Here is a 13,264-nt window from a genome sequence, read left to right as displayed (position 1 = left end):
ATGAACCCTCCGGCCTCGAAGAGTCCCGCCGCCCCCGCGTACGAGCCGCCGTGGCTCGCCCTGCCCCGGGAAGTCAGCGACCTGCTGCGCCCCAAGATGCCCGGCATTGTGGAGGCCATCATCGACGCCGTCCCGCAACTGGTTCCTGCCTATGCCAGGCCTATTGAGGGCCGCTTCGGGCGCGGTCTGCGGCGCGGGGTGGCTGCGGCACTGGAGCGGTTCCTGCAGCTGCCCGGCACCAGGCTCCCCGCACTGTCGGAGGAAAGCCGGCAGCTGGTGGCGGGGCTTGGCAGCGGCGAATTCCGCCAGGGCCGGAGCATGGATGCACTGCTGAGCGCCTACCGCATGGGTGCCCGCGTGACGTTCCGGGAGATGTCGCGCATCTCGATGGAGAAGGACCTGGGGCAAAGCGTCGTGGTGGACCTGGGCGAATCGATCCTGGCGTACATCGACGAGCTGTCCGCCGTGAGCGCCGAGGCCTACGCCTTTGAACAATCCGAGCGGGCCGGGGCCGTGGACCGGCGCAGGACCGAACTGCTGGAACTGCTGCTGATGGGCCAGGCGGACGAGGCGGCCCTGCGGCAGGCGGCATCCATGGCCGACTGGTCGCTGCCTGCAAGGCTCGTGGTGGTCACGCTCCCGCTGGACCGGTCCGCAGGGCTGCGGTTGCAGCTGGGGCCGGGAACACTGGTGGTGGAGCGCGAAACGGATGCTGTGGCGCTTGTCCCGGCCCGGAAGTCCGAGGCCGCCCGGGCGGCGCTGGAGAAGGCGCTGAAGGGCAGGTCCGCGTCCGTCGGGCCGGCCGGCAGCTGGGAGAAGGTGCCCGATTCGCTGCGGCTTGCCGTGCTGGCGGCCTCGGTGCTGCCGCCGCGGGAAGACCCCGAGGATCCGCCCATCTGGGCGGATGACCACCTGGCCCAGATCGTGCTCGGCTCCGAGCCCTCGGCCATCGCGGAGCTGGCGGAGCGGAGGCTTGCGCCGCTGGAGGGCCTGCGTCCGGCGCAGCGCGAAAGGCTGGCGGAGACCCTCCTCTCCTGGCTGCGGCACTGGGGCCAGCGGGCTCCGGTGGCGGCCGAGCTCGGCATCCATCCGCAGACAGTGGGTTACCGGGCGGCCCAGCTGCGGGAACTCTTCGGCGATGCGCTGGAAGACCCGCGGGCCCGGTTCGAGCTGGAACTGGCCCTGCATGCGGGGCGGCGCTAGGCGGCCGCTCATCTGCCGGCCGCCATTGCGCTGCGGCTTTGCAGCCGCAGCTCGAGGTCGTTCATCACGATGGCGGCCAGGTCCTCCAGGGCGCGGGAATCCTCGGCAGTGAACTCCCGCGGCTGGCGGTCCAGGATGCAGATCGTCCCGAGGTTGTAGCCGTCGGGGGTGCGCAGCGGCACTCCGGCATAGAACTGCAGTCCGAACTCGCCCGCGACGAGCGGGTTCGCCAGGGTGCGCGGGTCCGTGACGGCGTCCGGGACCACCCAGACCTCGTCCTGCAGAATGGCGGAAGCACATAGCCCGGGGTCCCGCCCGATCTCGCCCACCTCGGTCCCGTGATGGGCTTTGAACCAGATCCGGTCGTGGTCCACCACGCTGACGATGGCCACGGGCACGGAGAACATCCGCGCCGCGAGGCCTACGATCCGGTCGAACGTGCCGTCCGGGGGCGTGTCCAGGATCCGGTAGCGTTCGACGGCGCGCATCCGCGCCTCTTCGTTCGCGGCGGAATCGTACGACGGCGATGCTTCCGCCGGCACCGTGGACGGAGCCGGACTGATGCTCCGGTGGCGCCCGGCGGCGCTGATGACTTCCTGCCGGAGGGCTAGGGAAACGTCCCGGGCACTTGGCCGGGCCGAAGGCTCACGGGACAGCATGGAACTGAGCAGCGCAGCCCATTTGGGTGCCACGACATCGGGGATGTGCGGATCCCGCAGGAGCCGCGCCATGGCTGAGGCGATCGGCGCGCCGGGGTACACCGGACTGCCGGTCAGTCCCTCGAGCAGGACCAGCCCCAGGGAGTACACATCGCTGGGCGGCCCCACCCGCTCGCTGGCGGCCTGTTCCGGGCTGAGGTACTGCGGGGTGCCGGAGCTTTCCCCGGGGCCGGTGCGCTGCCCGTCCCCGAGGATCATGGCCACGCCGAAATCGCTCAGCTTGGCGCGTGGCCGGCGGTCATCGTTGTTGTAGTCCACCAGGAGTATGTTGGCGGGCTTGACGTCGCGGTGGACGATGCCGTGGTGGTGGATGTACGCGAGTCCGTCCGCAAGGTCGTGGCCGATCAGCGCCAGATGCGCGGCGTTGATGGGGCCCTGGGCCGCGCGTGCGCGCAGGTCCGGGCCGCGCACCAGTTCCATGACCAGGTACGTGCGGCGGTGCCGGGGATCGCTGAGGTCCGCTCCCGCATCCAGCAAGGTGACCAGCGCGTGGTGGCTCATTCCTGCCAGGATGCGGACTTCCTCGCCCTGGCGGCGCACGTGGTCCAGGTTCCCGGGGTCGTCGCGGAAGAGTTTGACCGCGACTTCGCGCTGCAGGAGTTCATCGAAGGCCCGGTAGACGCCGGACTGGCTCCCGCGGCCAATCAGGGCCTCAATCCGGTATCGGCCGCTGAGGAGGTAGCCGGGTTCCATGCTTGCAGCCATGATCGGCCTCTCAGCTGTTTATTTGATAAGTATGCTTATGATATCCCGGCGACAGTCGCGGAACTGACGGAGGGCCCGCTATTTGGCGGGATTGTGTGTACCGATCGGCACCAGGGTCAGGTCCGGGTGGTTCTTCTCGATCCGGCGCAGCGCCCAAATGTCGTTGAACAGGGCCAGGTATTCGCCGTCGGAGCGCAGCAGCACCTCGGCGCCCGGGACGTTGGCCAGCGCGGGCATGGCGTCCGCCGTCGAAATCCTTGCCATCGAGTACGGGAGCCGCTCCAGGCGCATCGGCGCGCTGAAGTCGTGCGCCATGCGGTCCTCCACTACCTCGAACTGCATGGGGCCGACGGCGGCGAGCACCGGCGCCTGGTCGCCGCGGATGTCGGAGCGGAGCACCTGGATGACGCCCTCGTGCTCGAGCTGCTCGATGCCGCGGCGGAACTGCTTGAAGCGGCTGGGGTCCTTGGAGCGTGCCACCTGGAAGTGCTCCGGCGCGAACAGCGGGATCGCCGGGAACTCCACAGGTTCGTCCAGGAACAGGCTGTCGCCCACCCGGAGGGATGAGGCGTTGACCAGGCCCACGACGTCGCCGGGGAACGCTTCGTCAATGACCTCACGCTCACGACCGAATACCTGCTGGGCGTACTTGGTGGCGAAGGACTTCCCGGTGCGGGTCTGGGTGACCACCATGCCGCGCTCGAACACGCCGGAGCATACGCGGATGAAGGCGACGTGGTCGCGGTGGGCCTTGTTCATGCCGGCCTGGACCTTGAAGACGAAGCCCGCGAACGGGGCATCCACTGCACGGGGTTCGCCGGCGACGTCGGGCCGCGGCGCCGCCGGCGGGGCGAAGTCCACCAGGGCGTCGAGGATTTCCTTGACACCGAAGTTGAGCGCGGCGGAGCTGAACAGAATGGGGGTTGCCTTGCCTGCGTGGAAGGCGTCGACGTCGAACTCCAGGTTGGATTCGATGACCAGTCCGGCTTCGTCCACGGCGTTGGACCAGTCGTCGCCCTGGTTGACGGCGGCCTCTTCGGGGGTGAAGTACTCGGTGAGCGCGATGTTGGCGCCGGCATTGTTGCGCTGGAACCGGGCGAAGCGGTCGTTGCGGAGGTCCCACACGCCGCGGAAGTCGCCCGAGATGCCCACGGCCCAGGTCAGCGGCATGGGCTGGAGTCCGGTGCGCTCGGTGATTTCGTCCATGAGGGCCAGCGCATCCAGGCCGGGGCGGTCCCACTTGTTGATCACCGTGATGATGGGCAGGTTGCGCTGCTTGCAGACCTCGAAGAGCTTCATGGTCTGGGTTTCCAGGCCTTTGGCTGCGTCAACCAGCATGACAGCGCAGTCGACGGCGGCCAGGACGCGATAGGTGTCCTCGGAGAAGTCTGCGTGGCCGGGGGTGTCCAGCAGGTTGATCACGGTGTCACGGTAGGCGAACTGCAGGGCCGCGGAACTAATGGAAATGCCGCGGTCCTTTTCCATCTGCATCCAGTCCGAGACCGTTTCCTTGCGGTTGGCCTTGCCGCTGGATGCGCCGGCGGTACCGATCACCTTCGCGTGCAGGGCCAGCGCTTCGGTAAGCGTGGACTTGCCGGCGTCAGGGTGGGAAATGACCGCGAAAGTCCGACGCCGGGCCGCCTGCTTGTGAATCTCCTGGACTCGGGCGGGGCTAAGGACTTCTTGAGACACGGTGCTACTTTCGCTGCGACATGGGGGCTGGTAATGGATGCGAACGTGGGGTGAACGCGATTTTAACGCGGGGGCCGGCAGGCGTGAACTGTGCAGCCAAGGTTTCCAGTTTATCGCAGGGCGGCAGGAGCCGCCGGTGGGCGCCCCAACTGCCGTCTCCCGCCGCCGCCGCCAAGGGTCTTCCGGAGCACCGGCAGCACCAGTCCAAACGGGCCACTTTGAGGCTTGTCCGTGCGGTTAATGCGCTTCTTTGCCCCTAGTATGGAGCCAGTGGGGAAATGAGTACTTTTGATCCTGCCGGCGGAATCGTAAAACCGGCATACTTGCAGGCAGCGGCTTGCACCTTTGAAGGGAAAACCTATGGCTCGGAGCCCTGAAGATTCGCTTAAGGCGACTCTGGGCAGAGTGGCTCCAGGCACCGCTCTGCGCGATGGCCTGGAACGCATCCTCCGCGGGCGCACCGGCGCATTGATCGTTCTGGGCTCGGACCGCACCATTGAGTCCATCTGTTCCGGCGGATTCGATATCGGGATCGACTTCTCCCCCACCAGGCTTCGCGAACTCGCCAAAATGGACGGCGCCATCATTTGCGACAAGGACGCCGGCAACATCCTCCGGGCCGCTGTGCAGCTGGTTCCGGATTCAAGCATCGAAACCCAGGAATCCGGCACCAGGCACCGGACGGCCGAGCGCGTCGCCATCCAGACCGGCGTCCCGGTGATCTCAGTCAGCCAGTCCATGCAGATCATCGCCCTCTACGTGAACGGCCTGCGGCACGTCCTGGAAGGCTCCGAGAAGGTCCTCGCCCGCGCCAACCAGGCGCTGGCCACCCTGGAACGCTACCGCTCCCGCCTGGACCAGGTCACCAGCTCCCTTTCCGCACTGGAAATCGAAGCCATGGTGACAGTCCGGGACGTCGCCGTGACGCTGCAGCGCCAGGAAATGGTGCGTCGGATCTCCGAGGAAATCTCCCAGTACGTCCTTGAGCTGGGCGAGGACGGACGGCTGCTTTCGCTGCAGCTGGATGAACTCACGGTGGGCCGGGGACCCGGCAGCGATGTGATCATCCGCGATTACGCCGGCCCCAACGCGTCCCCGGAGGACATCGAGGGCGCCGTAAGTGCCCTGCTGGGCCTGGGCCCCACCGAGCTGATCGACCTGAGCAGGATTGCCGGCATTATCGGCTTCGCGGGCGGCGTGGAGACGCTCGACGCGGTGGTGCAGCCGCGCGGTTACCGTCTCCTGTCCGGCCTGAAGGCGGTACCCAAGGCCGTGGCGGACAGGCTGGTTGACCACTTCGGCGGCCTCCAGTACCTGATGGCGGCCACGATCGATGACCTCATGACCGTGGACGGCATCGGCGACCAGCGCGCCCGCACGGTTCGGGAAGGGCTGAGCCGGATGGCCGAGGCGAGCCTGCTGGACCGGTTCCTCTAGACGCCGCCACCCGCCAGCTCGCGGCTTACACCGGACCGACGTGCACGCTGCCCTCGGCCATGTTGAACGTGAAGCGGCGCTCAAGCCGCCAATTCACGCCCCCCGCCGTCCACTCCACCCCGTACCTGACCTCCAGCGAACCGCGCTCCACGTCCTGCGCCGTCACGGTGCAGACAGGGGTGAAGTAGAGCGATTCCTCGCCGGGCTGCAGATCTGCCGGGCCGAACTCTTCCGCCCCCGGACCCGTCAGCCGCACGCCGGCCAGCACCTCCCGGCCACTGTTGCGCGCCCGCCCGGTGAAGGCAAGGATGTCCCCCGCCTTGTAGCCGGCAGTGACCGGCCCGTAGTTCAGGTCCTGCGCCTCGCGCGTTCCGATCACCTGGGCTGACTCCGGCGAGTACCCCTGGCCTATCTCCTTCCACGTGTGGACGTCCCACTCGCCCGCTTCGGCGGCCATCACATGGAATTCGCCGGCGTTTTGCCAGACCTCGGGACGGCCGGGCGTGATGGAGCGCAGTTCCATGTCGAACACCATCCCGGACGCCGCCTGGCCGGAGGCCGGTCCGGCAGGCGCACCGGAGTCCTCACGGGTGGCAGGGCGGGTGCCCTGACGGGGCGCTGCGGCATCCGTGAGCTGGGTTACCGGAATGGAGCAGAACACAACTTCCCGGTAGCCTGGCGCTCGTAGAGGACCCCGATGTTCCCGTCAGGCAGCCTGGCCGCCGTTGAATACGCCGAGCTGCCCGGGCAAATGGCGAGCTTCGCCGGCCAACTTGCTCCATTGTCCCGGGAGAGGCTGAGCACGGTGTTGCGGCGCAACGCGGTGTCGTGGTTGTTGGTTGCCAGCAACCACGCGTCCGTTTCTGCGGTGGCGTGGCCTGGGGGGAGCGGCAGCCCGTCAAAACGGGCCACGGAGCCGTTGTCGCCGGGATCGGGGAGGTCCGCAATGGCGGTCAGCGGACTCCAGCTGTGCCCGCCGTCGCCGGAGATCGCTGATAGCCGGCGGGGAGTGGCACGGCTGTGCAGCAGGAGCCTGCCGTCGCTGAGGCAGACAACCTTGTTTTCATTGGGCGCCGTCCCGCCGCCTGTCGGCGCGGCTGCCTTGCCGCCGGACGACGAGTGGCCGATGAACTCCCCCAGCGTCCAGGTTTCGCCGTGGTCGTCACTGTAGGCGGACGCCGCCAAAATGGTCCCCTGCACCAGGACCACGTACTGCTGGACGAGTCTCCCGGCGAACGGGCCCGCATGGATTTGGATGCCCTGCCCGGCCGCGGCGAAGATGCCGGAAATCCCGCGGCCCCGGCCGGTACCGAGCTTGAGCTGGGCCGTGAGGCAGCGGTGCCGCCAGGTCAGCCCGTCGTCGTCGGAATAGCTGACGTCGCAGTGCTGGACATTGCCGTCGGGGCCGGCCCCTTCGGCGGCTTCGAAGAAGCCCGCCCGGGTGCCTGCCGCGTGGAACATGAAGATCCGGCCCGTTTCGGCGTCCACCAGCAGGCTTGGATCCCCGTAGCCCTCCAGCCCGACGCCGGTGCGCACCACTTGCTGGGCCTGCCAGGAGCGCCCGCTGTCACCACTGCGCCGTAGCAGAAGATCTATCGGGCTGGGAAGATCATCAAGGTTGGGTCGTCCGTCGTAGGCGGCGAGCAGGGTGCCGCGGGCCGTCACAGCCATCGCTGGAGTCCTGTACTGCCGGTAGCCGCCCCTTCCACGTTCCGCCAGTACGTGCTCAGTGTCGGGGCGCGCCAACGGAATACCGGCGACTGAAGAAAAGAGGTGGGATGTCATATCTCCAGAGTAAATGCCCGGAACCGCGCGCCAAAGCGACCCGGCTCACACTTGACGGGAGCATGTGACCACCCTTACAGTTTTTCTTACGAGCATCGGACGTCCTACATCCGATAACTAATCTGAACGGTGAGGCACCTCATGGATAAGACGATCAAGAACCGTCAGCTGGTCAATTCCGCCAGCCGCCGGAGTTTCCTGAAATTGACCGGGGCAGCGGGCGTCGCGGCTGCTTTTGCCAGCTCCCTGGCTGCCTGCGGCGGGCCTGCAGCCACCACGGCAGGTGCCTCCGGAAACACGGCACCGGTCAACAAGGACCTCATCATCGAGGCCGGCATCTCCTACGCCCTGTCCACCGGGTTCGATCCGTTGTCCTCCTCAGGCGCCACGCCCCTTGCCGCCAACCTGCACGTCTACGAAGGCCTCGTGGAACTGCACCCGGCCACCCGCGAGCCGTATAACGCACTCGCCGCCGAGGACCCGAAGATGGTCAGCCCCACCACCTACCGGGTGTCCCTTCGCCAGGGCGCCAAGTTCCACGACGGCACCCCGGTCACGGCAGACGACGTCGTCTTCTCGTTCACCCGCGTGATGGATCCGGCAAACAAGTCCCTGTTCTCGCAATTCATCCCCTTCATCAAGGAAGTCAAGGCCGTTGATGCGGCCACGGTCGAGTTCACCCTCAAGTACGCCTTCCCCGGCTTCGGCCCGCGGATCTCCGTGGTCAAGGTTGTCCCCAAGGCCCTGGCCAACTTCCCGCTGGGCTCGGAACAGCTCAAGGCGTTCGACGCCAAGCCGGTGGGCACCGGCCCGTACAAACTCATCTCGGCAGTCAAGGACGACAAGATCGTCTTCGAAGCCAACCCTGACTACAACGGCCCCATGCCCGCCCTGGCAAAGGGCATGACCTGGCTGCTGCTCTCCGACGCCGCAGCGCGCGTCACCGCCATGCAGTCCGGCCGCGTGCAGGCAATCGAAGACGTCCCCTACCTGGACGTGGACGGCCTCAAGGCCAAGGCCAGCGTGGAATCCGTCCAGTCCTTCGGCATGCTGTTCCTGATGTTCAACTGCACCAAGGGCCCGTTCAGCGACAAGCGCGTCCGCCAGGCCCTGCACTATGGCCTGGACAAGGACTCCATCATCAAGAAGGCCCTGTTCGGCAACGCCAAGGCAGCCAGTTCCTACTTCCAGGAAGGACACCCGGACTACGTCAAAGCGAAGAACGTCTACTCCTACGACGCCACCAAAGCCGCGGACCTGCTCAAGGAAGCCGGCGTCACCAGCCTGGAGTTCGAACTGCTGACCACTGACACCGCCTGGGTCAAGGATGTCGCCCCGCTGATGCTCGAGTCCTGGAACAAGATCCCCGGGGTGAAGGTCACACTCAAGAACCTGCAGTCCGGCGCCTTGTACGCAGACCGGGTGGGCAAGGGCGACTACAGCGTGGTTGCGGCTCCGGGCGACCCCTCGGTCTTCGGAAACGACGCCGACCTGCTGCTGAGCTGGTTCTACGCCGGGGACACCTGGATGAAGGGCCGCGCCAACTGGGCCGCCACGCCGGAACGCGCGCAGCTTGTGGATCTGATGGCCAAAGCCGGCCAGTCCGCCGGGGACGAGGCCAAGAAGCTGACCGGCGAAATCGTCGACCTGGTTTCCGAGGAAGTGCCGCTGTACCCGATCTTCCACCGCCAGCTCCCCAGCGCGTGGGATTCCAACAAACTCAGCGGCTTCAAGCCGTTGCCCACCACCGGCGTCTCGTTCGTCGGCGTCGGCCGCACGGCCTAGGCCAAAGCCACCCCAGATCAACCGGAGAATACATTGGTCACGATATTGCGTCTGCTCGGCCGAAGGCTCGCAGCACTGCCCCTGATGATTCTGGGCATCACCTTGCTGGTGTTCCTGGTCCTGCAGGCCGCACCCGGCGACCAGGCCAGCAGCGCCCTCGGTGAGGGCGCCAGCGAGGAAGCCAAGGAACAGTACCGGCAGGACAACGGCCTGAACGACCCGTTGTTCCTGCAGTACCTGGGCTTCCTCGCCAAGCTGCTCCGCTTTGACCTGGGAGTCACCACTCCCCCGGCGAAGTCGGTGGCCACCATGATCGGTTCGGCCTTCCCACTGACCCTTCAGTTGACGCTGTTTGGCGTGCTCATCGCCGTCGTGCTGTCGTTGGCCTTCGGGATCGTCGGGGCTCTTTACCGGGATAAGTGGCAGGACCAGCTGGTGCGGGTGTTCTCAATCGCGGCGGTCGCCACGCCGTCGTTCTGGCTTGGCATCCTGCTGATCCAGTGGTTCGCCCTCGGCTCCAGCCCGATGTTCCCCTCGGGCGGCATCGCGACGCCGGAATCCGGCTTTGGCGGCTGGCTCAACTCGATGGCCCTGCCGGCCCTGGCCCTCGGCATTCCGGTCTCGGCGTCCCTCATCCGCGTGGTCCGCACCTCCATGGTGGAGGAGCTGGACCGGGACTATGTCCGCACGGCGATCGGCAACGGCGTCCCGTACCGCGAAGTGGTGTCCCGGAACGTGCTGCGGAACGCCCTGGTCACCCCGGTGACCGTGCTGGGACTCAGGATCGGCTACCTGCTGGGCGGCGCCGTCGTGATTGAAATGATCTTCGCCCTCCCCGGCATGGGCCAGCTGATCCTCAACGGCATCACCAACCTCGACGTCAACCTGGTGCAGGGCGTAGTGCTGACCATCTCGGTCACCTTTGTCCTGGTGAACATTGCCGTCGACCTTCTCTACCTGCTCATCAACCCCCGAATCAGGACGGTCTGACCCATGCGAAGCAAACTCGCTGAACGGCTCAGTGCCCCCGGGATCCGCTTCAAGGCCCTGCCGTGGAGCTCCCGCTTTGCGCTCGTGTTCCTGGTGGCCATCATCGCCGCCGCCATCCTGGCTCCGGTGCTCGCCCCGCACGACCCGCTCGAAACCTTCATCCCCGCCACCGCACCAGGCGGTGAACACCTCTTCGGCACCGACCGGCTGGGCCGGGACATCTTCTCCCGCCTGCTGTACGGCTCGCAGTCCTCGCTGCTGATCGGCCTCGGCGCCGTGGCCCTGGCGGTAGCGGCGGGCGCTCTGCTGGGATCCCTGGCCGCCACGTCCAGCAAAGCTGTCAATGAACTGATCATGCGCCTGATGGACATCCTCATGGCGTTCCCCGGTATCGCCCTGGCCGCGGTCCTGCTGGCAGCCTTCGGCAACTCGGTACCCACCATCATCGTGGCGATTGCGGTCATCTATACCCCGCAGCTGGCCCGCGTGGTGCGTGCCAACGTGCTGTCGCAGTACGGCGAAGATTACGTCCGCGCCGAGCGGGTGATCGGCGCAGGCCGGTTCTACATCCTGCTCAAGCACATCGTCCGGAACACCGCAGCCCCCGTCCTCGTGTTCGCCACGGTCATGGTGGCGGATGCCATCATCCTCGAGGCCTCGCTGTCCTTCCTCGGTGCCGGCGTGCAGGATCCCGCTCCGTCCTGGGGCAACGTGATCTCCTACGGCCGCAACCTGGTCCTCTCCGGCGGCTGGTGGGCCACCACCTTCGCCGGCCTCACCATCCTGCTGACCGTCCTGGCCCTGAACATCCTGGCCGAAGGCCTCACCGACGCGATGGTGAACCCGAAGCTGCGCAGGGCTCCCGTGGTGAAGGACGACGACGGAACTGCTTCATCGCTTGCCGGCGCCGCTGTAGGCGCTGAGGTTGCCACGTCCGTCGCCCAGCCGTCCGTGGTGGAAGAACACGAGCTCGACGGCGTTCGCGCGGCTACCCGTGACGCCCTCACCGAGGAGCACTACAACAAGTCAGCCCTGCTGACTGATGTGAAGGTAGCCGCCGCCAGCCCGCACGTCCTGCTGGACAGGGAACTGGAACTGCTGGCAGCCATCGAAGCCAAACGCACCGACCGCCTCCCCCAGGTCCCGGCCGGCTCCCGCAACGTCCTGGAGGTCAAGAACCTGTCCATCCGTTTCCCGGGCCGCTTCGGCGACACGGCGATCGTGGACAACGTCTCCTTCACGGTTCGCGAAGGAGAAACCATGGGCCTCGTTGGTGAGTCGGGCTGCGGCAAGTCGATCACCTCGCTGGCCGTCATGGGGCTCCTGCCCAAGACGGCGCAGATCACCGGATCCATCACGTTCGACGGCAAGGAACTCCTCGACGCCGATACCAGGCACGGCAGTCCCAAGGCCTATGAGGGCCTGCGCGGCGAACAGATCGCCATGGTCTACCAGGACGCCCTCAGCTCCCTGAATCCGTCCATGAAAATCAAGGACCAGATGGAGCAGCTGACCCGCCGAGGGGGACGCAAGACCCCCACTGAGTTGCTCGAGATGGTCAAGCTGGATCCCGTCCGCACGCTGGCCAGCTACCCGCACGAGCTCTCCGGCGGCCAGCGCCAGCGCGTGCTGATCGCCATGGCACTCTCCCGTTCACCGAAGATCGTTGTTGCCGACGAGCCCACCACTGCCCTGGACGTCACCGTCCAGAAGCAGGTTGTGGACCTGCTCAACGAACTGCGCGAACAGCTCGGCTTCGCCATGGTTTTCGTCAGTCACGACCTCGCCCTGGTGGCATCCCTGGCGCACCGCATCACGGTCATGTACGCCGGCCAGGTGGTGGAATCCGCCCAGGCCTCCGAGCTCCTGCAAAACCCGAAGCACGAGTACACCCGGGGGTTGCTCGGCGCCGTCCTGTCCATTGAGGCCGACGCCGTCCGCCTGCACCAGATCCCCGGCACCGTGCCGTCCCCGCGCGACTTTGCCCCGGGCGACCGCTTCGCGGCGCGCTCACTGCGTGCCGACGCCGACCCCAACCAGCGATTGGTGCGCACAGCCGTTCGATCCGCCCAGGGCGACGACGCTGACCACTACTGGGCGAGCCACCTGAAGGAGGACGCGAAATGAGTGAATCAACCGGCAAGCCGGTCATCGAACTCAAGGACCTGAAGGTCTACCACCATGCGCGGACCGGCGGGCTGTTCCGCCCGAACATCGTCAAGGCAGTCGACGGCGTGGACTTCACCATCAGCCGGGGCGAAACCGTCGGCATCGTGGGTGAGTCCGGCTGCGGCAAATCAACGCTGGCTTCGGTACTCGTGGGGCTCCAGCAGCCGACGTCGGGCCAGGTCCTCTTCCACGGCAAGCCCGCCATCAAGCGCAACGCAGCCATGCGCAAGGAATTCGGCCGCTCCGTTTCCGTGGTCTTCCAGGACCCGGCAACCGCCTTGAACCCGCGCATGACCATCCAGGACATCCTGACCGACCCCCTGCAGATCCACGGCATAGGCACCGCGGCCACCCGCGCTGCCACGGTCAAGGAACTCCTGGCGCTGGTAGGACTGCCGCAGTCAGCCGCAGAAGTCACGCCGTCCCAGGTGTCCGGCGGCCAGCGCCAGCGTGTGGCGATCGCCCGCGCCCTGGCACTGGATCCGGACATCATCGTGGCGGACGAGCCGACATCAGCCCTCGACGTCTCCGTCCGCGCACAGGTGCTGAACCTGCTGTCCGACCTGAAGACCCGCCTGAACCTCGGCATGGTATTCATCTCGCACGACATCCAGACCGTCCGCTACGTCTCGGACCGCATCTGCGTCATGTACTTCGGCAAGATCGTCGAACAAGGCACAGCCGCACAGGTCTTCGACAATCCGAGCAACGATTACACCAAGAAGCTCCTGGGCGCGGCGCCAAGCCTGCTCCACATCTAGCTTTTCCCTTTATCAGTT

At 66.6% G+C, this 13,264-nt stretch carries 10 protein-coding genes; 6 read left to right on the top strand and 4 right to left on the bottom strand.

Annotated features, from left to right (window positions below):
* Window positions 1–1,203, top strand: coding sequence for a PucR family transcriptional regulator (locus tag ACFVWT_RS10775; RefSeq protein ID WP_390247797.1), 1,203 nt, complete (start codon window positions 1–3; stop codon window positions 1,201–1,203).
* 8 nt (window positions 1,204–1,211) lie between these two features.
* Here ACFVWT_RS10775 and ACFVWT_RS10770 read toward each other — a convergent pair whose 3' ends face one another.
* Together ACFVWT_RS10770 and ACFVWT_RS10765 are read right to left on the bottom strand one after the other, a co-directional pair.
* Entirely contained in the window at window positions 1,212–2,627 is a 1,416-nt protein-coding gene (locus ACFVWT_RS10770) for a GAF domain-containing serine/threonine-protein kinase (protein ID WP_390247796.1), read from the bottom strand.
* A gap of 78 nt (window positions 2,628–2,705) precedes the next feature.
* The gene (locus ACFVWT_RS10765; protein WP_390247795.1) at window positions 2,706–4,319 is read right to left on the bottom strand and encodes a peptide chain release factor 3; all 1,614 of its coding nucleotides are present in this window, start codon (window positions 4,317–4,319) and stop codon (window positions 2,706–2,708) included.
* A 360-nt stretch (window positions 4,320–4,679) separates the two neighbouring features.
* On the opposite strand from ACFVWT_RS10765, the gene disA reads away from it, so the two are divergent.
* Window positions 4,680–5,756 (top strand): DNA integrity scanning diadenylate cyclase DisA, encoded by a 1,077-nt coding sequence (gene disA / locus ACFVWT_RS10760; RefSeq protein ID WP_209741643.1) that lies wholly within the window; start codon window positions 4,680–4,682, stop codon window positions 5,754–5,756.
* A gap of 25 nt (window positions 5,757–5,781) precedes the next feature.
* Here the strand turns inward: disA and ACFVWT_RS10755 are convergent, their stop codons facing one another.
* Both ACFVWT_RS10755 and ACFVWT_RS10750 read right to left on the bottom strand, forming a co-directional pair.
* Entirely contained in the window at window positions 5,782–6,417 is a 636-nt protein-coding gene (locus tag ACFVWT_RS10755) for a hypothetical protein (protein ID WP_390247794.1), read from the bottom strand.
* Entirely contained in the window at window positions 6,396–7,541 is a 1,146-nt protein-coding gene (locus ACFVWT_RS10750) for an exo-alpha-sialidase (RefSeq protein WP_390247793.1), read from the bottom strand. The genes ACFVWT_RS10755 and ACFVWT_RS10750 overlap by 22 nt, the downstream gene beginning before the upstream one ends.
* A gap of 141 nt (window positions 7,542–7,682) precedes the next feature.
* On the opposite strand from ACFVWT_RS10750, the gene ACFVWT_RS10745 reads away from it, so the two are divergent.
* From ACFVWT_RS10745 to ACFVWT_RS10730, 4 genes are read left to right on the top strand one after another with little or no spacing between them, the layout of a single operon-like run.
* Entirely contained in the window at window positions 7,683–9,326 is a 1,644-nt protein-coding gene (locus ACFVWT_RS10745; protein ID WP_390247792.1) for an ABC transporter substrate-binding protein, read from the top strand.
* 33 nt (window positions 9,327–9,359) lie between these two features.
* Window positions 9,360–10,316: an ABC transporter permease gene (locus ACFVWT_RS10740; RefSeq protein WP_280872496.1), complete on the top strand. Its 957-nt coding sequence runs from the start codon at window positions 9,360–9,362 to the stop codon at window positions 10,314–10,316.
* A 3-nt stretch (window positions 10,317–10,319) separates the two neighbouring features.
* Window positions 10,320–12,443 (top strand): dipeptide/oligopeptide/nickel ABC transporter permease/ATP-binding protein, encoded by a 2,124-nt coding sequence (locus ACFVWT_RS10735; protein WP_390247791.1) that lies wholly within the window; start codon window positions 10,320–10,322, stop codon window positions 12,441–12,443.
* Window positions 12,440–13,246: an ATP-binding cassette domain-containing protein gene (locus tag ACFVWT_RS10730; RefSeq protein ID WP_390247790.1), complete on the top strand. Its 807-nt coding sequence runs from the start codon at window positions 12,440–12,442 to the stop codon at window positions 13,244–13,246. Before ACFVWT_RS10735 ends, ACFVWT_RS10730 begins: the two co-directional genes overlap by 4 nt.
* Window positions 13,247–13,264: the final 18 nt, after the last annotated feature.

Origin of the sequence: Arthrobacter sp. NPDC058288, assembly GCF_042880995.1 — a bacterium.
GTDB lineage: Bacteria > Actinomycetota > Actinomycetes > Actinomycetales > Micrococcaceae > Arthrobacter.
This window is presented reverse-complemented; position numbering and strand designations above follow the sequence as displayed.

Excerpts from the sequence above, each read along its gene's own strand:
- ACFVWT_RS10775 (WP_390247797.1), top strand. The coding sequence starts at position 1 with ATGAACCCTCCGGCCTCGAAGAGTCCCGCCGCCCCCGCGTACGAGCCG.
- ACFVWT_RS10770 (WP_390247796.1), bottom strand. The coding sequence starts at position 2,627 with ATGGCTGCAAGCATGGAACCCGGCTACCTCCTCAGCGGCCGATACCGG.
- disA (WP_209741643.1), top strand. The coding sequence starts at position 4,680 with ATGGCTCGGAGCCCTGAAGATTCGCTTAAGGCGACTCTGGGCAGAGTG.
- ACFVWT_RS10750 (WP_390247793.1), bottom strand. The coding sequence starts at position 7,541 with ATGACATCCCACCTCTTTTCTTCAGTCGCCGGTATTCCGTTGGCGCGC.
- ACFVWT_RS10745 (WP_390247792.1), top strand. The coding sequence starts at position 7,683 with ATGGATAAGACGATCAAGAACCGTCAGCTGGTCAATTCCGCCAGCCGC.
- ACFVWT_RS10735 (WP_390247791.1), top strand. The coding sequence starts at position 10,320 with ATGCGAAGCAAACTCGCTGAACGGCTCAGTGCCCCCGGGATCCGCTTC.
- ACFVWT_RS10730 (WP_390247790.1), top strand. The coding sequence starts at position 12,440 with ATGAGTGAATCAACCGGCAAGCCGGTCATCGAACTCAAGGACCTGAAG.